The sequence below is a fragment of the Comamonas testosteroni genome, assembly GCF_014076415.1.
GTDB lineage: Bacteria > Pseudomonadota > Gammaproteobacteria > Burkholderiales > Burkholderiaceae_C > Comamonas > Comamonas testosteroni_F.
In genome coordinates, this window is record NZ_CP043568.1 from 4,190,705 (window position 1) to 4,209,532 (window position 18,828).

18 protein-coding genes are annotated in these 18,828 nt (G+C 61.3%); 9 read left to right on the forward strand and 9 right to left on the reverse strand.

Going from position 1 to position 18,828, the window contains the following annotated elements; genetic code table 11:
* Nucleotides 1-140 precede the first annotated feature (140 nt).
* Nucleotides 141-473, forward strand: coding sequence for an SMR family transporter (locus F0P97_RS19305; RefSeq protein ID WP_003077588.1), 333 nt, complete (start codon nucleotides 141-143; stop codon nucleotides 471-473).
* On the opposite strand, the gene F0P97_RS19310 is transcribed toward F0P97_RS19305, so the two are convergent.
* The 5 genes from F0P97_RS19310 to F0P97_RS19330 all read right to left on the reverse strand — a co-directional run bounded on the left by F0P97_RS19310 (nucleotide 467) and on the right by F0P97_RS19330 (nucleotide 3,606).
* Nucleotides 467-1,159 carry an alpha/beta hydrolase gene (locus F0P97_RS19310; protein ID WP_182283557.1) on the reverse strand — a complete coding sequence of 231 codons (693 nt, stop codon included), beginning with the start codon at nucleotides 1,157-1,159 and terminating at the stop codon, nucleotides 467-469. The two genes, F0P97_RS19305 and F0P97_RS19310, sit on opposite strands and share 7 nt — an antisense overlap.
* A 197-nt stretch (nucleotides 1,160-1,356) precedes the next feature.
* Entirely contained in the window at nucleotides 1,357-1,767 is a 411-nt protein-coding gene (gene arfB / locus F0P97_RS19315; protein WP_182283558.1) for an alternative ribosome rescue aminoacyl-tRNA hydrolase ArfB, read from the reverse strand.
* Nucleotides 1,764-2,702: an alpha/beta fold hydrolase gene (locus F0P97_RS19320; RefSeq protein ID WP_182283559.1), complete on the reverse strand. Its 939-nt coding sequence runs from the start codon at nucleotides 2,700-2,702 to the stop codon at nucleotides 1,764-1,766. Before F0P97_RS19320 ends, arfB begins: the two co-directional genes overlap by 4 nt.
* Nucleotides 2,696-3,139, reverse strand: a complete 444-nt coding sequence (gene aroQ, locus F0P97_RS19325; protein WP_256494229.1) for a type II 3-dehydroquinate dehydratase — start codon at nucleotides 3,137-3,139, stop codon at nucleotides 2,696-2,698. The genes F0P97_RS19320 and aroQ overlap by 7 nt, the downstream gene beginning before the upstream one ends.
* Before the next feature lie 134 nt (nucleotides 3,140-3,273).
* Nucleotides 3,274-3,606 (reverse strand): hypothetical protein, encoded by a 333-nt coding sequence (locus tag F0P97_RS19330; protein ID WP_182287256.1) that lies wholly within the window; start codon nucleotides 3,604-3,606, stop codon nucleotides 3,274-3,276.
* Nucleotides 3,607-3,832: 226 nt separating this feature from the next.
* Between F0P97_RS19330 and F0P97_RS19335 the strand changes: the two genes are divergently transcribed.
* The 5 genes from F0P97_RS19335 (at nucleotide 3,833) to F0P97_RS19355 (ending at nucleotide 11,495) form a co-directional block, all read left to right on the forward strand.
* Nucleotides 3,833-5,650, forward strand: a complete 1,818-nt coding sequence (locus F0P97_RS19335; protein ID WP_182283561.1) for a glutamine--tRNA ligase/YqeY domain fusion protein — start codon at nucleotides 3,833-3,835, stop codon at nucleotides 5,648-5,650.
* Between the two features lie 312 nt (nucleotides 5,651-5,962).
* On the forward strand, nucleotides 5,963-7,384 hold the full coding sequence (locus F0P97_RS19340) for a YdgA family protein (RefSeq protein ID WP_182283562.1): 1,422 nt from the start codon (nucleotides 5,963-5,965) through the stop codon (nucleotides 7,382-7,384).
* A gap of 325 nt (nucleotides 7,385-7,709) precedes the next feature.
* Nucleotides 7,710-9,743 (forward strand): DUF3300 domain-containing protein, encoded by a 2,034-nt coding sequence (locus F0P97_RS19345; protein WP_182283563.1) that lies wholly within the window; start codon nucleotides 7,710-7,712, stop codon nucleotides 9,741-9,743.
* A gap of 128 nt (nucleotides 9,744-9,871) precedes the next feature.
* On the forward strand, nucleotides 9,872-10,498 hold the full coding sequence (locus tag F0P97_RS19350) for an FMN-binding negative transcriptional regulator (RefSeq protein ID WP_182283564.1): 627 nt from the start codon (nucleotides 9,872-9,874) through the stop codon (nucleotides 10,496-10,498).
* 115 nt (nucleotides 10,499-10,613) lie between these two features.
* Nucleotides 10,614-11,495 carry a M23 family metallopeptidase gene (locus tag F0P97_RS19355; RefSeq protein WP_182283565.1) on the forward strand — a complete coding sequence of 294 codons (882 nt, stop codon included), beginning with the start codon at nucleotides 10,614-10,616 and terminating at the stop codon, nucleotides 11,493-11,495.
* 113 nt (nucleotides 11,496-11,608) lie between these two features.
* On the opposite strand, the gene F0P97_RS19360 is transcribed toward F0P97_RS19355, so the two are convergent.
* Nucleotides 11,609-12,175, reverse strand: coding sequence for a DUF2242 domain-containing protein (locus tag F0P97_RS19360; protein WP_182283566.1), 567 nt, complete (start codon nucleotides 12,173-12,175; stop codon nucleotides 11,609-11,611).
* Between the two features lie 328 nt (nucleotides 12,176-12,503).
* On the opposite strand from F0P97_RS19360, the gene F0P97_RS19365 reads away from it, so the two are divergent.
* Entirely contained in the window at nucleotides 12,504-13,325 is an 822-nt protein-coding gene (locus F0P97_RS19365) for an META and DUF4377 domain-containing protein (RefSeq protein ID WP_182283567.1), read from the forward strand.
* 438 nt (nucleotides 13,326-13,763) lie between these two features.
* Here F0P97_RS19365 and F0P97_RS19370 read toward each other — a convergent pair whose 3' ends face one another.
* A complete protein-coding gene (locus tag F0P97_RS19370) occupies nucleotides 13,764-14,111 on the reverse strand; it encodes a MoaF-related domain-containing protein (protein ID WP_182283568.1) in 348 nt (115 codons plus the stop codon).
* Nucleotides 14,112-14,456: 345 nt separating this feature from the next.
* Here F0P97_RS19370 and F0P97_RS19375 point away from each other — a divergent pair, with 345 nt between their 5' ends.
* On the forward strand, nucleotides 14,457-15,761 hold the full coding sequence (locus F0P97_RS19375; RefSeq protein WP_182283569.1) for an MFS transporter: 1,305 nt from the start codon (nucleotides 14,457-14,459) through the stop codon (nucleotides 15,759-15,761).
* Nucleotides 15,762-15,853: 92 nt separating this feature from the next.
* On the opposite strand, the gene F0P97_RS19380 is transcribed toward F0P97_RS19375, so the two are convergent.
* Both F0P97_RS19380 and rarD read right to left on the reverse strand, forming a co-directional pair.
* The gene (locus F0P97_RS19380; RefSeq protein ID WP_182283570.1) at nucleotides 15,854-16,849 is read right to left on the reverse strand and encodes a diaminopimelate dehydrogenase; all 996 of its coding nucleotides are present in this window, start codon (nucleotides 16,847-16,849) and stop codon (nucleotides 15,854-15,856) included.
* 81 nt (nucleotides 16,850-16,930) lie between these two features.
* The gene (gene rarD, locus F0P97_RS19385; RefSeq protein ID WP_182287257.1) at nucleotides 16,931-17,821 is read right to left on the reverse strand and encodes an EamA family transporter RarD; all 891 of its coding nucleotides are present in this window, start codon (nucleotides 17,819-17,821) and stop codon (nucleotides 16,931-16,933) included.
* A 198-nt stretch (nucleotides 17,822-18,019) separates the two neighbouring features.
* On the opposite strand from rarD, the gene F0P97_RS19390 reads away from it, so the two are divergent.
* Complete coding sequence (locus F0P97_RS19390; RefSeq protein ID WP_182283571.1) at nucleotides 18,020-18,787, forward strand: pseudouridine synthase; 768 nt, start codon at nucleotides 18,020-18,022, stop codon at nucleotides 18,785-18,787.
* Nucleotides 18,788-18,828: the final 41 nt, after the last annotated feature.

The following is an 18,828-nucleotide window of genomic DNA, read 5'->3' on the forward strand; positions in this document are numbered from 1 at the left end:
CCAGGCGCGGCAAACCACGCATATTGCCCTCGGCAATGTGCGCACAGCCGCTGGATTTTGGCAATAACGGCCAGAAGCGGTCCGGGGTCTTGGAACCAACCTGGAAACAGCCCGGCCCCGGCCGCACTACAGTGCCCGGCATGACAAATTACCTGTATCTGGGCCTGGCCATCATCTGCGAGGTGATTGCCACCTCCTTCCTCGCCAGGTCGGAAGGCTTCTCCAAGCTCGGCCCTACCGCAGTTTCCCTGGTGGGCTATGCAATTTCTTTCTATCTGCTGTCGCTGACGCTGCGCACCGTTCCCACGGGCGTGGCCTATGCGATCTGGTCCGGCGTGGGCATCGTGCTGGTCTCGGCCGTCGCCTATTTCTGGCAAGGCCAGAAGCTTGATGCACCCGCTCTGGCCGGCATGGCCATGATTGTCGGCGGCGTGCTGGTGATCAATCTGTTTTCAAAGACCGCCGGTCACTGATCGCCCTCGACCCCGAAGTCATCCGCTGACTGCGTCAGATCCTGCAGCCACTGCATGCTGGCACGCAGTTCCTCGGGCCGGATCTCATGGGCGCCCGGATACTCTTGATAGCTCAGCTGCAGGGGCAAGGAAGCCAGGCGGTCACGCACGGCATGGGCGCTGGTCAGCGGAATCACATTGTCATAAGTACCGTGGCTGACCCAGGCCGACTTGCCCTCGAATGCGGCAGCGGGCGCATGCAGCGACGCGATCTCGGGCAATAGGCGGCTGTGCCAGACCAGTGCGGCACGCAAGGTCTGGGGCTGCGTCAGCAACTGGCTCAGACTCATGATTCCGCCCTGGCTGAAGCCACCCAGCACCACCCGCTCGGGCGGGATGTCCAGCTGCTGCGCGGCCTGCTCCACCGTCTGCTGCAGCAAGATGCGCGCCTGCTGCTCCTGCGGCACATTGATATGGCGCGTGCCATCGGCATCCACGGTGAACTGAAACCAGGCATAGGCGCCCATGCCCATGGCAAAGGGCGCGCGCAGACTGAGCACATGGAACTGCGGCGGCACATAGGGCACCAGGCCAAACAGGTCCTGTTCATTGCTGCCCACGCCATGCATGAGCACCAGCAGCCAGGCAGGCTGACCGGCGGCAAGCTGCGCGGGCCGCTCCAGATAAGTCAAAGGCAATGTGCTCATGAACAACTCCCGAAGGCAGCACGGAATTCTATGGGTAAACAGGCTGTAGCGCCTTTGCATTCTGCGACTGCAGCTATCAAAAACAATATAGCGCAGACCCGCAGCCGGCTAACCGATCCACACCAGGCCCGACGGGGTACGCACATGCCTTTTGATACAACTGACTGAGCCGAGCGTGGCTTTGCCGCTACAGAAGCTCAGTCATGCACCCGGCCGCGCAAGGCCTTGATGCCGGAGCGCAGGCTTTTGCCCTGCAGGCGTCTTTGCTGCGAGCCCCAGGTCGGCTTGGTGGGTTTGCGCGTGCGCGGCGGCCTGGCCACCGAGGCCACCAGCGCATTGAGGCGCTGCAACCCATCCCACAGGTTGTGCTCCTGAGTGCGGTATTTTTGCGCCTTGATGACCACCACTCCATCGGTGGTGATACGCGAATCACCCAAAGCCAGCAGGCGCTGCTGCACATCGGCAGGCAGACGCGAGGCTCGGATGTCAAAGCGCAGATGCACGGCGCTGGCCACCTTGTTCACATTCTGGCCACCAGGGCCTTGCGAGCGCACGGCGCTCCATTGCACATCGGCTTCGCTCAGCTCGAAGGTGGCAGCATTGCTCACGACAGAGCCTCCTGCAGCGCGGCGCAGAAGGCGGTCGGGTCCTCGTGCGGGGCCCAATGGCCCACGCCTCGCATCACCTGCCAGTCCAGCGCCCCCCCGCACTGACGCTGCATCAACAGTCGCAGCTCTGCAAGACACCCCGCATACAGAGGGTCATGCTCACCATAGATCGCCGCCACCGGCACCTTGACGCGGTTCAGGGCTCGGGCCAGCACATCGGTGCGCGACAGCCGCCTGCGCGGCAGCCGGTCACGAGCCACATTGAGTGCATGCAGCGCCAGCGTCTCTTCGTCGATCAGAGCCGCGTCATGCAGCATCAGGGCCGCAATATTGTGGCGATGGGCCTGCATCTGTGCCTCCAGCCCCGGCAGGTGGCGCCAGCCCAGCAGGCGCACGGTCCGTCCTTCGGTCATTCCCATGCCAGGAGCACCGACCACCACCAGCTTGCGGACCAGCTCCGGATGCTCGGCGGCCAGCAGACCGGCGGTCATGCCACCAAAGGAAAAACCGACCAGATCGCAGACCGGGCCCGCACCGACATTGCCCAGCAGCTGCTGTATGCCATAGGCCAGAGGCTCCAGCATGGTGTCCACATCCATGCCGCCGGGCACGCCATCGGATTCGCCAAAACCCGGCAGATCGGCCAGCCACAGGCTATAGCCCGCCTCGGTCAGCGGCTCAATTACGCGCAACCAATGCGTCCAGCTGCCGCTGCCGCCATGCAGCAGCACCAGCGGCAAGCCGCGCTGCGCCACTCCCGCCGGGGGCTGCCAGCCATGCCAGATCATCGCGCCACTGTCGGCGGCTTCGCCAAGCCTAGTCTGCATGCGCTGCGCCGTGGCCTGCAGCCGGGCAATCGCTGCCGGCACGTCGACGCCCAGCTCCCGCGAGGCCTGCTGCAGGGAACAGGCTGCTTCAAGCGCCGATGTCACCACTGCGCCACCGCATCGATGGCCAGGCCGTAGCCGGCCACGCCAAAGCCGCACATCACGGCGCGCGCCGTGGCCGACAGATAGGAATGGTGGCGAAAGCTCTCGCGCGCATGGACATTGCTGATGTGCAGCTCTACCAGCGGCACGGCCGTGCCCTTGACGGCATCGAGAATTGCCACACTGGTATGGGTATAGGCTGCGGCATTCATGATCAGGGCCTGCAACTCCCCCTTGGCGTGCAGACGGCCTGCCTCGTGAATCCATTCCACCAGCTCGCCCTCATGGTTGCTCTGGCGGAACTCCAGCTTCAGGCCATGGCGCACGCAAGCCTCCTCGCAGAGCTTCTGGACATCGGCCAGCGTGGCCGAGCCGTAGATGGCGGGTTCGCGCATGCCCAGCAGATTGAGATTCGGGCCATTGAGGACATAGACGGTTTTCACGGAAGCACTCTCCTGATTTTTTGAGGACTGCCCCGGATTATGCGAGCGCGGCACCCGGCCTGCAGGCATAAAAAACGGCTGCCTGAGCAGCCGTCTGTGGTGCAGAGTCTTTCAGGGCTCTGCCATCGATGCCATCAACGATAGTGATGATGGTGATGACCACGCCAGCGCGGGCCGCCACCGTAGTAGACCGGGCCGGGCACGACCATCACGGGTGCGGGACGATACACGGGAGGCGGCGGCGCATAGTAGACCGGTGCCGGAGGCGCATAGTAGACGGGGCGCGGCGGCATATAGACCGGGGCTGGCGCGATATAGGGTGTGGCGTAAACGGGAGCGCCGACGCCCACGGCCACGCCGGGCACGCCGATGCCGACCGACAGGCTGACGCCGCCATGCGCCTGTGCACCTGCGGCAGCCATCAGGCCAGCAATAGCGATAGAGCCAGCAGCAAGCAGCTTGGCCATGCGGGGGGAAGTTGTTCTGGACATCACAATCTCTCCTCTGTTTATGAGTCACCGGGGGCAAGCTTGCAAATCTGTGCAGCGCCTTCGGCCCTTGGGGATATAACGTTTCAGAGTCCCGTCAGGATGGCATGGTTCCTCAAAAACATTGTGTCCAAATGCACACGAGGCAAAGCTGCAGTGTCCGCAGATCGGCATGAGGTCATGGCAGCCGGCCTAAAATGGTGCAATGAGCTCTGCTGACGCCTCCAAATCCAACAACTCCGCCCCCGAAGCGGTCAAGCCCACCAACTTCCTGCGCCAGATTATCGAATCGGATCTGGACAAGGGCACTTATGCCACCCGTCACTGGGGCGGCGCGCCCGGCGATGCCCAGCATCACCAGAGCGGCCAGGTCGACGAAGCCAAGATCCGCACCCGCTTTCCGCCAGAGCCCAACGGCTATCTGCACGTGGGTCATGCCAAGTCCATCTGCCTGAACTTCGGTCTGGCACGTGACTTCGGTGGCGTCTGCCATCTGCGCTTCGACGACACCAATCCGGAAAAGGAAGATCAGGAATATGTGGACGGCATCATCGATGCCGTGCGCTGGCTGGGCTTTGACTGGAAGGATGCCGACGGGCACGAGAACCTCTATTTCGCCAGCAACTACTTCGACTTCATGTACCGCTGTGCGGTCTACCTGATCGAGCAAGGTCTGGCCTATGTGGACGAGCAGTCGGCCGACGAGATGAAGGCCAACCGCGGCGATTTCACCCGTCCCGGCGTGAACAGCCCCTTCCGTGACCGCTCCGTGGCCGAAAACCTGCAGCGCTTTGCCGACATGAAGGATGGCAAGCTCGCCGATGGCGCCGCCGTGCTGCGTGCCAAGATCGACATGGCCGCGCCCAATATCAATCTGCGCGACCCGGCCATCTATCGCGTGCGCCATGCCGAGCACCATAACACCGGCAATCAGTGGTGCATCTACCCGATGTATACCTTTGCGCACCCCATCGAGGATGCCTACGAGCACATCACCCATTCCATCTGCACGCTGGAGTTCGAGGATCAGCGCCCCTTCTATGACTGGCTGCTGAACCACCTGCGCGAAGGCGGTCTGATTGACGCCCCCCAGCCCCGCCAGTACGAGTTCTCGCGCCTGAACCTCACCTATGTGATCACCAGCAAGCGCAAGCTCAAGCATCTGGTGGACAACCAGTTCGTCACGGGCTGGGACGACCCGCGCATGCCCACCGTGGTCGGCCTGCGCCGACGCGGCTACACGCCTGCGTCCATCCGCAATTTCTGCGAACGCATCGGCGTGACCAAGGACTACGCCTGGATCGACTACGGCACGCTGGACGGCTGCCTGCGTGAAGACCTGGAAAACAAGGCCCACCGCGCCATGGTCGTTCTGGACCCTGTCAAGCTCGAACTCAGCAACTGGGCCGAGGTATTTGGCAGTGCCGAACATCTGGAGGACTGCCACCTGCCCGCCCTGCCCCACGCGGCAGAAGGTGAAACCGTGCCGGAGCGCCGTTTCACCCTTGGCCGCGAAGTGTGGATCGAGCGCGAAGACTTTGCCGAAGTGCCGCCCAAGGGCTACAAGCGCCTCTTCCCCGGCAACAAGGTCCGTCTCAAGGGCGGCTATGTGATCGAATGCACGGGCGCCGAAAAGGATGCCGATGGCAATGTGACCAAGGTGCTGGCCACCGTGGTGCCCGACACCAAGAGCGGCACGCCGGGTGCCGACAGCGTCAAGGTCAAGGCCGCCATCACCTGGGTGGGCGTGGCCGACGGCCTGCAGGCCGAAGTGCGCATGTACGACCGTCTGTTCACCGATCCGCAACCCGATGCCGGCGGCAAGGATTTCCTGAGCCTGCTGAACCCCGACAGCCTGCAGGTGGTCACCGCTTATGTGGAGCCTTCACTCAAGGCGGCCCAGGCTGACGACAAATTCCAGTTCGAGCGTTTTGGCTATTTCGTGGCCGACCGCAAGGATCACCGGAGCGACAAGCCCGTGTTCAACAAGATCACCGGACTCAAGGACAGCTGGGGCAAGTAAACGTTCCACCCAGTCTCAGCAAGGCTGCCAGGATTCACTGGCAGCCTTTTTTATTGGGCAAACCATCTCGGCATTTATCAGGATAAACAGCGAACCAGGTCTTCCAATCAGAAAAAGAAACAAGCCCCACGGATTGGTTGTTACATATTGAAATAATACTAGCGGTATTAGTTTTCAATACCCGAAAATCATTTTCATAAAATGTTCTGAAATCCAGAGCATTTCATTATTTTCTTTCTAGAATCCTGCTCACCACAACATTACCAATCCGCAATTCATTCGCGGATTTTTTATTATCATCAAAGGTCAAGAATGAACAGGAAAGCAGGAGCAGGGATTGCAGCGGCCGTCGCAGTGATCGTGGCAGGAACACTGGGCACCAGCTACTACATGGGCGGCAAGCTTCAGCAGAGCTTTACCGAAGGCCTGGACAAGTGGAGCGAACATGGCGTGAAGATTCAGGTCACCAGCTATGACCGTGGTGCTTTTTCTTCCACCGCCAAAACGGTATGGACCCTGGACAGCGGCGACGAGCCCGTACAGTTCACGGCCGAGCACAAGATCAGCCATGGTCCGCTGCCCCTGGGCCATGCCGCCGAGATTCACACCAGCTTCAATCTGCCCGAGGACGCGGACCCGGCGCTGAAAGCTGCGCTCAATGGCCGCTCGCCACTGGAAGTCGACACCAAGGTCGGCTGGGGCCGCAGCAGTTCCAACGTCATGACATCGCCGGCCGTGAGCAGCAAGATCAAGGACAGCGAAATGAACTGGGGCGGCATGAAGATCGTCTGGGACATGCCCGCCGACATGAAGGCAGCCAAAGGCTCGGGCAACTTTGCCGGCCTGCAGTTCAAGGACGAGGAAGGCAGCGTGACACTGGACAAGGCCGATATGCGCTTCGACATGAAGCAGCCTGCGGGCCAGCAGTTCTGGACCGGCCCGTTTGCCATGACGATTGCCAAGATTGCCGCCACCAAGCAGGAAGAGGAAGGCAAGAGCTCTGCCAGCCACTTCGAAGGCATCACCATGGATTCGGACACCATCCTCAAGGGCGAGATCGTGGAAATGACGCTCAAGACCGGCATCAAGACCGCCAAGCTCGAAGACAAACAGGCTGACGATCTGGTGCTGGACATGGCGTTCAACAATGTCGATGCCAACTGGATCAACCAGGTCGTGGAAATGAGCAAACGCAAGAACCCGCTGCTAGCTGCTGCTGGCGAAGCCGGGGACGGTGAAGACAGTGACGAGCAGCAAAACGGCGATCTGCGCGAGAAAATGCTCAAGTCGCTGACACAGGCGCTGGCACGCCAGCCCGTGATCGAACTCAAACGCCTGTCCATGCGCACCCCCGACGGCGTGAGCGAGTTTGCGGCAGCCATTCAATATCTGGGTGATGGCGAGAAGATGGGCACTCTGCTGCAGGACCTGAAGGTCAGCCTCAAGGCCGATATGCCCAAGCCCTTCATGGAAAACATGATGCTCTCACGCAGGCGTTCCAGCCTGCTGGCCGTGTTTGAAGGCGAGAGCGAGTACAAGCCCGAAGATATCGAGGAAACCGCCAAAGCCCAGACTCAGGCCAGCCTGGACATGCTCAAGGAGCAAGGCATCTTCGAAGACAAGGACGGCAAGATGCGCACCGAGATCGTCTATGCCAAGGGTGAATTCCAGGTCAACGGCAAGCCGCTGGATGCCATGGGTACGAGCACACTCATGGGCACCATGACCGAATGATGTGACCGGCGTGTTGCTTCGCGGATAGCTCCAAGGCCTGCCTCGCGCAGGCCTTTTTCATGGGAAGAAATCGCCCCGAGCGTGGAGATAAGGGCGAGCAAGCGCCCTCTGAATGCTTTGCCCAGAGCTTTTGGCATTTTCAGCCCTCAAGCCTTACCCATACTGCGAAAGAAGCTATCAAAATTTATATTCTCTCGTGGAGCATGGCCTGCAGCCACACGCTTTATTTGCTTACAACACTCTGTCAACAACGGCTCAACACTGGCGTTAAAACAGCATCCGCCAAAGCACCGTGATTTGCACGGCACGGCGCAAGGAGCGTCAGATGTCGCATTCCCCCCCGACCCGGCCTGAGCAGCCAGAACCGCAGGCAAACACGGTCGCCCGCCACTGGCATCCGGGCATGATCGCCCTGGCCGCCGCCATGGCGCTGAGCGCGTGCAACGACAAGGATTCGCCGATCAAGGCAAACAGTGCGCAGCCAGCCTCGGCACCTGCCGCCACGCCCGATGCCGCCCAGCCTCAGCCCGCAGCCTATGTGCCACCCGATGCAGACGCGCTCTACCGGATGGTGGCGCCGATTGCGCTGTACCCGGACAAGCTGGTGGCCCAGATCCTGGCCGGAGCCACCTATCCAGACCAGATCAGCGCCGCCGAAACCTGGCTGGGGCAAAACCCCGGACTGCAGAAGACGGCGCTGAGCCATGCCGTCAACGCCCAGAACTGGGACCCTTCCGTCAAATCATTGACCCAGTTTCCCAACGTGCTGGAACAGCTGGCCTCCAACCTGCCCTGGACCACGGCGCTGGGCAAAGCCTATTACAACGATGCTTCGGATGTGATGAACGCCATACAGGTCATGCGCAGCCGGGCCTACAAGGCCGGCACGCTCAAGACCTCCAGCCAGCTCAAGGTCAGCCTGGCGCCCACGCCCGCCGCCGTTGCCTATACGCCTGGAGCCGCGGTCACACCGTTGCCCGACCCGGTCATAGAGCCACCGGAGCAGTTCATTGAAATCGCCCCCTCCCAGGTAGACACTGTCTACGTTCCCCAGTACGACCCCGGTGCAGTCTACGGTCAGCCTCTGCCCGTATATGGCGGCTACCGCTATGTGGAAGTTCCGCCTCCGGCTCCCGTAGTTGGAGTGCCTGTGATGGCCGGTCTTCTCGGCTTTGGTGCCGGCATAGTGCTGGCCGAGTCCATGGACAGGCATCCGTCCTGGGGCTGGAATGCCTGGAATATGCACTGGGGCGATCCCGAAAAGCCCTGGCGCCACGGCGAGCGTCCCCCGCCCCCACAGGCCCGTCCGGCCGTGGTCTACAACAACACCACCTATATATCGCAGTCGCGAACCGTGGTGCAGAACATCCATCGCACGGACAACACCTACATCAACAACATCCATGAAAATGCCGCAGGTGAGCACCGCAGGCCGGTCGGGCAGCCACAGGCTGCAGGCGTCCTTGCTGGTCCGGGCGCGATGCCCGCGAGCGCAGCAGCGAGCGCAGCAGCGAGCGCAGCCGCCGGAGCTGCTGCCATGGCAGCCGGTGGCCATGGCCTGAACCTGGGCCAGCCGGCGCAGGGCCCCCTGGCGACACAGCCACAGGGCAGATCGGGCTTTGCCCAGGGACCCAGCCAGGCTCCAGGCGGGCCACGCGCATCCAGTGGCAATGCCTCGCAAGACCCGCATGATCGCCATCCACAGCAGGCACCGCAGGCACCGCAGGCACCGCAGGCACCGCAGATGCAGGCTGCCATGACGGAGAAGGCCTTGCAGCAACGCACACAGGAGCAAGCCCAGCGCCAGCAACAAATGCAACAGCAACAGGCTCGTGAACGACAGCAGCATCAGCAGCAAGCCCAAGAACAAGTTCAGCGCCAGCAACAAATGCAGCAGCAACAGGCTCGCGAACAACAACAGCGTCAGCAGCAAGCCCAGATGCAGCAGATGCAACAGCAGCACGCCCAGGAGCAAGTTCAGCGCCAGCAACAAATGCAGCAGCAACAGGCTCGAGAACAACAGCAGCGTCAGCAGCACGCCCAGGAGCAAGCTCAGCGCCAGCAACAAATGCAGCAGCAGGCCCGTGAACAACAGCAGCGCCAGCAGCAGGCCCAGATGCAGCAGATGCAGCAGATGCAACAGCAGCACGCCCAGGAGCAAGCTCAGCGCCAGCAACAAATGCAGCAGCAGGCCCGTGAACAACAGCAGCGCCAGCAGCAGGCCCAGATGCAGCAACAGCGGGCGCAGGAACAGGCACAACGCCAGCAACAGGCTCAGCAGCACCAGGCCGAACAGCAGGCTCGCATGCAAGCGGCGCGCGCCGAAGGCCGCTCGCGCGGGGATCACGAGCACCGCTGAAACACCCTTCACTTTCGTACCATGCCGCCTGCTATGCAGGCGGCATGTCAGCGTGCAGCCTGCATGGCAGGTATAAACAAGCTCATAAAAGCTCATTCGTTTTTGCACCACTCATTGCAGCAGCCTTCATGTACAACCCCAGCCATTTCAAGATCGATGATCCTGCCCCTCTGCATGACTTGATTCAGGCCCATCCTCTGGGCTGCCTGGTCACCCAGTCCGACGCGGGGCTGGACGCCAATCACCTGCCTTTCGAGCTATTGCAGGACGAGGACGGCGTCTTGCGCCTGATAGCCCACGTGGCGCGTGCCAACCCTGTGTGGCAGCAGGTCCGGGACGACAGCTCCGTGCTGGTGATCTTCCGTGCCGAGCAGGCCTATATCTCCCCCAGCTGGTATCCCAGCAAGCACGAGAACCATGAGCAGGTCCCGACATGGAACTACCGTGTGGTCCATGCGCACGGCCGCATCCGTGTGCGCGATGATGAAAAGTTCGTGCGCGGCGTGGTGGGTCGGCTCACCCGCCGCCATGAGGCTCGAAACAATGCCGAGGCCCCGTGGAAAATGAGCGACGCTCCGCCCGACTATCTGCAACGCATGCTCGGCGCCATCGTGGGCCTGGAGATTACCGTCGACCACCTGGAAGCCAAGTTCAAGCTGAGCCAGAACAAGCTGCAGCGCGACCGGCTCGGTGCAGTGCAGGCCCTGGAGCAGCTTGGGCAGCTGGATCTGGCCCGGAACATGCGCCTGCCCTGATCGCCGCTGCCGACCTGCAAGGCATAGGCATACGTAAAGCTCTCATGCCTGTATCACCTTTAGCTCCGCTATCGATAGCAATACAGCACAATGCCTGCAAAACCCGATAAGCACCATGCCAACCGAAAAACTTTCCAGCCCTTCCCTCCCGCCCGAACGCCGCCGCCTGCTGCAATGGATGGCGCAATCGGCGCTGTTTGCCGCCGCACCGGCCTGGGCTGCACGCAGCGCTACCTCGGACAGCGCGCTCTGGCCGCAGGACAGCAGGGTTCCCGGCGGCGTCGCACGTCTGTCGCTGGGGCCGGCTTCTGCACGCCCCCTGGCCACGGCCGCAGAGGCCGAGGTTCTGGTGGTGGGCGACATGATCGAGTGGACCGCGCTCGTGGGCATACCGCTTGCAACCACACCGGGTGAACAAAGCATTGGCGTGAAGACCGACGGCCGCTTGCGCACCATGAGCTATACGGTACGCGACAAACAGTATGTTGAGCAGCGTCTCAAGGTCTCGCCCAAGACGGTGGACCTGTCTGCCGAAGACAATGCCCGCTACGAACGCGAGGCCGCCCACCTGAAGACCGTGATGGCCACCTTCACCGAGCCGCCGCCTTCCGGCAGCCTGCATATGCGCGTGCCGGTGCCGGGTCGCCGCTCCAGCAGCTTCGGCCTGCGCCGCGTCTTCAACGGCCAGTCGCGCAATCCGCACAGCGGCATGGACATTGCCGCTCCCACCGGAACGCCGGTGCGTGCACCGCTTCCCGGCAAGGTGATTGATGTGGGCGACTATTTCTTCAATGGCGGCACGGTCTGGCTGGACCATGGCGGCGGCCTGCTCACCATGTACTGCCACCTGAGCCAGGTTGACTGCAAGCCGGGCGACCAGTTGCAGACGGGCGATGCCTTTTGCAAGGTCGGAGCCACAGGCCGCGTGACCGGCCCCCACCTGCACTGGAGCGTGATGCTGAACCGAGCCATGGTGGATCCGGCGCTGTTCATCTGAACGGATCTCGAAGACGAAAAAAGCGGCTCCACGAGCCGCTTTTTAGTTCCTGCTACCAGATCAGAATCACAAGCGCCCACCTACCAAGCGCTACAAACTGGTTTGCTCAAAAGCTATGGTGCATCCTGATCCTGCTTCAGATAGTTTTCCACCAACTCAAAGAAACTGTCGTAGAAGCTGCGTTTGGAAATGGTCTCGCTGCCTACCTTGACCAGCGAATCGTTGCTGGAAGAAAACGGCAGAGACAGCGAACCCAGAGCGCTCACGCCCACGCTGGCCGAGGTTGCGCTCTTCTTGAGCGAATAGCGATCCTGCAGCGCCGTCGCAAAGCCCAGGCTGACCAAGCCGTCGCTGGTCTGCGGCACGCAGACCACGCGGAAATTGATTTCCAGATTGGTCTCCGTATTGGGCTGGAAGTTCTTGCGTCCTTCGATCAGCTCCTGCGTCCTGGCCGTGGCGATATAGCCCTGACTCAACAAGGCGCGGCGCGCAGCCTCGCAAGTCTGTGCCGGTGTCGCCTCAAAGCCGCGGGAGAACGTGGAACTGGAGTCGAAAGTCTCCTGTACCGGCATATGCTGAGGGGCAGTTGCCGAGCAGGCCCCCAGCAAACCTGCCAATATGCCCGCAGAACCCAGCCGCCCCCAATTCAGTCCAAACAAAGCAACACCACCTAAGCGCACAAAAACTCCTTGATGCCTGGGCCATAGTTTCTTCATAGCCCGAACCTTTGAAGCGTAGCAGCTTGGCAAAGACTAATTTGACGAAGCGCTGTCTAGTCGTACGGATTTTTTCGATCTTTACAGGGGCTTCACGCCCGAACGGCATATCTGATTTCTCCGCCCGTCAGCGTGCAGCATTTGTTGACACTCTGAGGCTGTCGAAGCGCAAAACAACAGCATCGTTGGGTTAAGGTCAGATAAAACCCGCAGGGAACTGATAAGGTCAGCGAGACTCTATTTCTGCTGACACGGTTTGCCGTATTCCTCTATTCCACCTTAAGGAAACCCTATGAAATTTCGCTGGACCTGGTGCCTTCCCCTTGTTGCTTCCATGACGCTTGCCGCCTGCGGTACGACAAGCGGCGGCGGTGCAAGCAAGCCCGGCCCTACAGGCCCCGCAGGCGATGCCGCGTCGCTGACCGCCTATCACTGGAAATTGCAGGAGGCCTTCACGCCAGCCGGCAACGAGGACCAGAGCTGGTTTCTGAGTTCCAGCCAGGCCCCTATCGAACTGGACTTCGTGGACCAGCGCGTCGTCGTCAAGAATCTGTGCAACGTCATCTCGTCGGCTTACACCGTTGAAGGCCAGCGCATCAATCTGCAGCGCGGCATGAGCACCCTGCGTGCCTGCAATGACAACCAGCTGATGATGCTGGAGCAGAAGGTAGCGCGTATTCTGCCTACGGCCAAGCAGTGGAATGTGCAGCTCGGCGGCTCCACCACCGAACAGCCTCGCCTGACGCTGCAGTTCATTGATGGCACGCGCTGGCAGCTCAACGGCAAGCCCACGGCCCAGACCCAATACGGCAGCGCGCCCGAACGTATATTTCTCGAGGTCGGTCCCGAACGCAAGGCCTGTAGTGCTGGTGCAGGCCGCCATCAGTGTCTGCAGGTGCGCGAGATCCGCTACGGCGACAATGGCGTCAAGACCTATACCGGCCAGTGGGAGAACTTCTACAGCGAGATTGAAGGCTACAAGCACGAAGTCGGTGTGAGCAATGTGCTTCGCATCAACCGCTTCAAGCGCCAGAATGTACCCGCCGATGCTTCAAGCTATGTCTATGTACTGGACATGGTGGTGTCCTCGGCCATCGCTGACAAGCGCAAGTAAGCGAGCGCTCAGGCATTGAAAAGCCGGCCCAGGTGCCGGCTTTTTCTATTTTCATGCGTACATTCAATGCCGATGTTTCACGCACCATGCTCCATCAATCGGATTCGTTGCCAGAGGATGATTTTCTTTTGGCAATAACCACTTAGGGAATGTTTTGTGAACGCAGCAGTTCGGAAAACAGGATTGCAGGTTATGCCCAGCGTCTGTGGAGCCGCCTGTGGACAAGCCTCGGGAAAACAGGGCCAGGCCGCACAGGCATTAACTTCTGGCCCTGCGATCAAAAAATACGCAGGGATGGTTGAGCCGGCGATGTTTCACGGAGAAAAAAGCCGACACCTTTCGGATGTCGGCAAGAGAGGAAAGTCACTGACCTCACACACACAAATCATTGAGTTGGCTCTTACCCCCGCTCCATGCCCTGGACAAGAGCCGACAGATTCAACGCAGACGGAAGCGGCCTTCCACAAACATGGAGGAACGATGGCCGCTTTCACACTGGTTGTCAGCGTAGGACCAGAAAGCCTGAACCGTGCCCTTGGCCGAGTCTATGACCTGGCTGACCGTGAAGCCGGTTTTCTCGATCCAGTTCAAGAAATGCAGGTGGTCGCTGAGTTGCAGATAGCTGAGGTTCTCGCAGCCCTCGGAAATATGCCCTTGCGAGTCCACCACGCGCCAACGCATCTGACCGCTGGTGGTGTAGCGGACTTGGGCCTGGCTGTCCGGGAATTCAATGACTGCTTCGCGGCCCAGAAGAGTTCCTGCGTATTGCATCGAAAGCATGGACATGATGTGACTCCTTGAGAGAAAGATTTGCTATTCATAACGCAAAACCATTTGTGTGAAGCTATGATGAATCGCAGCCGTTTCTTTGCGTGTGGGAAAGTGACTCATGCCTTCGTCGGTAAACATTTTTTGACAAACAAGGCTTCTCTCCTGCATGGCGTGAAGGTCAATCCGCAGCCTGCTTGCCGGATATGAACCGCAACAGAAGTGAATGCCCAGAACGGGCACAGGCACTGCAGAAAACAGGGCGATCGCGCATACTCGGCCCTCTGACATTTCAGGTCGCCAAGGCAGGAAGTCGGCCCAGGCCAACTCCCGCCTCCCCAAGCCGCACTCACTGATCTCATCTTGTCCACCCCCGTCACCTCTACAGCGCCTCAGGCCTCCACCACCCCGCCATTGCGCGATCCCGCTTTTGTCAATTTCGTGCTGGCACGCATGCTTGCCATGTTTGCCCAGCAGATGCAGGCCGTGGTGGTGGCCTGGCAGGTGTATGACATCACGCGCGAGCCGCTGTCTCTGGCCTATGTGGGGCTGGCGCAGTTCCTGCCCATGGCTGGTCTGCTGATTCCCGCTGGCGATCTCAGCGACCGCATGAGCCGCAAGCGCCTGCTCGGTATCAGCTGGCTGGTGGCCGCAGTCTGCTCAGGCCTGCTCTGGCTGCTGGCCGAGAGCGGCACGCACAATGTGCACTGGATTTATGCAGTGCTGGTGCTGTTTGGCTGCAGTCGCGCCTTCAGCGGTCCGGCGCTGCAAAGCCTGTTGCCGCAGATCGTAGCGCGCGAGCAACTGGCCCTGGCCCTGGCCACCAACAGCATGCTGATGCGTATCTCGGCGATTGCCGCTCCCGTGCTGGGTGGCCTGCTGTATGCGCTCGGCGGCGGCGTGCTGACCTATGCGGTCTGCGGCGTCGCTCTGCTTCTGGGCGCAGGCCTGCTGAGCCAGGTTCCAGTGCACTTTGCCAGCCCCAGGATCGTCACTGACGTGCAAACCACCATGTGGCAACGCTTTGCCGAAGGCCTGCATTTCATGCGCACCCGCCCCATCATCCTTGGCACCATTTCGCTCGATCTGTTTGCTGTGCTGCTGGGCGGCGTTGTGGCCCTGCTGCCCGTCTATGCGCACGAGGTGCTTCAGGTAGGCCCGCAAGGCCTGGGCCTGCTGCGCTCCTCCATGGCTGCGGGAGAGGTCTGCATGGGCCTGTGGCTGGCATCACGCCCCATCAACCGCCGCGTGGGCAAGGTGATGTTTGCCGCCGTAGCAGTGTTCGGACTGGCCAATCTGGTGTTTGCGCTCTCGCACTGGTTTGTGCTGTCCATGCTGGCTCTGGCCGTGGCCGGCGCAGCCGATATGGTCAGCGTCTACATTCGCGGCGCATTGGTGCAGTTTTCCACGCCCGACCATATGCGCGGCCGCGTGAATGCGGTGAACATGCTGTTCATCGGCTCCTCCAACGAGCTCGGCGAGTTCCGCGCCGGCAGCAGCGCCTCCTGGTTCGGCGCAGTTCCCGCAGCCATTCTGGGCAGTCTGTGCACGCTGGGCGTGGTGGGCGGCTGGATGACGCTGTTCAAACCACTGCGCGACGTGGACAGGCTCGAAGATGCGGCACGCGTGAGCGGCCTCGAGCCCTCGCAACCACTTGCAAATCAATAGCCGCCGACAATCGGGCAATTGGCGCTGCAGCCCGTTTCGGCACCAAAAAAGCCTCGCAGACCCTGCGAGGCTTTTTGCTGATGGCGACTGATTTACAGCAGCTCTGCACGCAGTTGTTCGGCGCTCTTGGGCGAGAGCAGTCCAGGGGCCACGTCAAACACGGTCTTGCAGCCATGCTGGCCGGCCTGGGCCAGGCGATGCACGGCGCGGGCATAGGCCACAAGCACGCTGGAAGTGAACTCGGGGTTGCTGTCCAGTTGCAGGCGGTATTCGATGACCTGCTTGCTCTCGGCACTGGTATTGCCGCTGCGGATCACAAAGCCACCATGGGGCATGGAAGAGTGATCGCGGGCCAGCTCTTGGGCACTGATGAAGTGGACCGTGGTGTCGTACTGGTCGAAGTAGTGAGGCATTTCCACAATGGTCTTGCGCACGACTTCGGCGTCGGCGCCATCCTTGAGCACCACATGGCATTCACGCTGGTGCTTCTCGCGGGTGGACAGCTCGGGACGCACGCCGGAGCGCACCTTGTTGACGGCCTCTTCCACGGGGATGGTGTACTGCACGCCGCCGGCCACGCCTTCCACGCGGCGGATGGCGTCGGAATGGCCCTGGCTCAGGCCCTTGCCCCAGAAGGTGTAGGTAGCACCGTCAGGCAGCAGGGCTTCACCCAGCACGCGGTTGATGGAGAACATGCCGGGGTCCCAGCCGGCCGAGATCAGGGCCGTGCACTGCCCTCCCTGAGCGGCCTTGTCCACATTGGCAAAGTGTTCGGGGATGCGGGCATGGGTGTCAAAGCTGTCGACCAGATTGAAATGGGCCGCCAGTTCGGGCGCCTGCCTGGGCAAATCGTCCTTGGAGCCGCCGCAGAGAATCAGCACATCGACCTGACCTTTGTGCGACAGCAAAACATCCATGGAATGCACAGGCGTACCTGCATTCAGGGGCTGGAGCTGGGAAGGGTCGCGACGGGTGTAAATCCCCTTGAGCTGCATATCGGGGTTCTTGGCGACAGCAGCTTCCACGCCGCGGCCCAGATTGCCGTAACCGACGATAGCAACGCGGATAGGGGATGGGGTCAATGCCATGACGAGCTATTCCTTCAAACAAAACAAAACTTCAATTATTGCCCTGTGATGCACCAACTTGGGGCTGAAACTGCAGCAATCTCAGTCCGATGTGTGTGAACGCCCACGCCATGAATGCCGCAAGCCGTCGCCGATCAGCAGGCCCACGGCGGCAAAGATCAGCGCATAGCTCAGTTGCTGCTGCGGCTCCATGCTCTCGCCCAGCAGCCAGGCCACCACGACCAGCAGGACCGGCTCCACATAGGACAGCAGACCGAACAGGCCCAGCGGCAGCCAGCGACTGGCAATCATGTACAGTGCCAGCGCCGCGGCGCTGACGATACCCAGCAAGGGCAGCAGGCCCCATAGCGTCGGATGACCCGCCACCAGCGGCCAACTGTCGGGCGTGCGCAGCGTGAAGGCAATGGCCGCCGGAACCAGCAGCGCCATGTCTATCCAGTGACCGGCCAGGGTATCGGTCTGCAGCCAGCGGCGCAGTGAGAAATACACCGTGTAGCCCAGAGCCACCACCCAGGTCTCCCATGACATGCCGCCGGCCTGCCAGAGCTCATGTGCCACTCCCGCTGCCGCCAAGAGCGTAGCCAGGCTCTGGCCCAGCGTCAGACGCTCGGCAAACAGCACACGCCCGGCAACGACCATCACCAGCGGCAACAGAAAATAGCCCAGCGACACTGGCAACGCACGCCCGTTCATGGGTGCCCACATGAAAATCCATAGCTGCACGCCCAGCAGCGCCGAGCTCAGCACCAGCAGCATTCCAAACCGGGGCTGAGCCAGAGCTCGCGCCAGCAAGGTACGTACTGCCACCACCTCCTGGAGGACGAACAGCAAAGCCGTGGTAAAGGGCAGCGTCACCAGCACGCGCCAGCCAAAGATCTGCTCGCCATCGAGCGGAGCGAGAAAAGGCGAGAGGTAATACAGCGAGGCGAAAAGCACGGACGCGAGTACCGAAACCACCACGCCCTTGAACATCACAGACACAAAATCAAGCCTCCAAATGGCTGCCAGCATTTTTCCGTCAAGCGCTGACACCTCAAGAAATTGAGCCGACGTAGAGCGGCCCGCACCGATTCTCGGCCACGAAGCAGCCTGTCGGCAGGCAGACCCTGGTCAGCAAAGCTTTGCACTGTGCGCTAGAGTGCGGCTCGCCCTCTTCTGTCTGCCTTCCACATGCCCGATACCGCCTTGCCCGACGGCTCTGCCAAACCGCCTTTGCACATACTCTGGCAGGATGAGCATATGGTCGTGGTCTACAAACCCGCTGGCTGGCTGGTGCATCGCACGGGCCTGGATGCGCACGAGACCCGCTTTGTCATGCAGACGCTGCGCGACCAGTTGGGCCGCCATGTCTGGCCCGTGCACCGGCTGGACAAGGGCACTTGCGGCGTGCTGGTCATGGCGTTGCACAAGGAAGCAGCCCAGGCCCTGGCGGCCCGCTTTGCAGCCCATGAGACCCGCAAGGAATATCGGGCCCTGGTGCGCGGCTGGCTGCCCGAAGCGTTGGAAGTCGATCATCCCCTCAAGCCCGACGATGCGCCCGAGGATGCCCCGGTTCAGGAGGCGCACACGCGCTTGCGCTGTCTGGCACGCCTGTCCTGGCCCGAAAGCTATGACGGCCGGCACCCCGAGACCCGCATCAGCCTGGTCGAAGCCCTGCCCACCACGGGCCGCAGACACCAGATCCGCCGCCACCTCAAGCATGTGGCCCACCCCATCATCGGCGACGCCACCCACGGCAAGGGTCCGCTGAACCGCTGGTGGGCCGAGCGCCTGGGTCAGCAACGACTATGGCTGCATGCCAGAGCGCTGGAGATTGCCCACCCCGTGAGCGGACAGCCCATGCGCTTCGAGGCCGACTGGCCCAGCCTGACTCAGCTGCAGGAAGCGCGGGACTGGCAAAAGCTGCTGGCGCTGCCGGGCTGGCAATCCATAGTATAAAAATAGCTGCCAGCGCTTGTGTCTCAAGCGCTGGCAGCTAT

Bases quoted from the DNA above. Each gene is read 5' to 3' on its own strand.
- F0P97_RS19305 (WP_003077588.1), top strand. From the start codon at position 141: ATGACAAATTACCTGTATCTGGGCCTGGCCATCATCTGCGAGGTGATT.
- F0P97_RS19310 (WP_182283557.1), bottom strand. From the start codon at position 1,159: ATGAGCACATTGCCTTTGACTTATCTGGAGCGGCCCGCGCAGCTTGCC.
- F0P97_RS19330 (WP_182287256.1), bottom strand. From the start codon at position 3,606: ATGGCCAAGCTGCTTGCTGCTGGCTCTATCGCTATTGCTGGCCTGATG.
- F0P97_RS19335 (WP_182283561.1), top strand. From the start codon at position 3,833: ATGAGCTCTGCTGACGCCTCCAAATCCAACAACTCCGCCCCCGAAGCG.
- F0P97_RS19340 (WP_182283562.1), top strand. From the start codon at position 5,963: ATGAACAGGAAAGCAGGAGCAGGGATTGCAGCGGCCGTCGCAGTGATC.
- F0P97_RS19345 (WP_182283563.1), top strand. From the start codon at position 7,710: ATGTCGCATTCCCCCCCGACCCGGCCTGAGCAGCCAGAACCGCAGGCA.
- F0P97_RS19350 (WP_182283564.1), top strand. From the start codon at position 9,872: ATGTACAACCCCAGCCATTTCAAGATCGATGATCCTGCCCCTCTGCAT.
- F0P97_RS19355 (WP_182283565.1), top strand. From the start codon at position 10,614: ATGCCAACCGAAAAACTTTCCAGCCCTTCCCTCCCGCCCGAACGCCGC.
- F0P97_RS19365 (WP_182283567.1), top strand. From the start codon at position 12,504: ATGAAATTTCGCTGGACCTGGTGCCTTCCCCTTGTTGCTTCCATGACG.
- F0P97_RS19370 (WP_182283568.1), bottom strand. From the start codon at position 14,111: ATGTCCATGCTTTCGATGCAATACGCAGGAACTCTTCTGGGCCGCGAA.
- F0P97_RS19380 (WP_182283570.1), bottom strand. From the start codon at position 16,849: ATGGCATTGACCCCATCCCCTATCCGCGTTGCTATCGTCGGTTACGGC.
- rarD (WP_182287257.1), bottom strand. From the start codon at position 17,821: ATGTTCAAGGGCGTGGTGGTTTCGGTACTCGCGTCCGTGCTTTTCGCC.
- F0P97_RS19390 (WP_182283571.1), top strand. From the start codon at position 18,020: ATGCCCGATACCGCCTTGCCCGACGGCTCTGCCAAACCGCCTTTGCAC.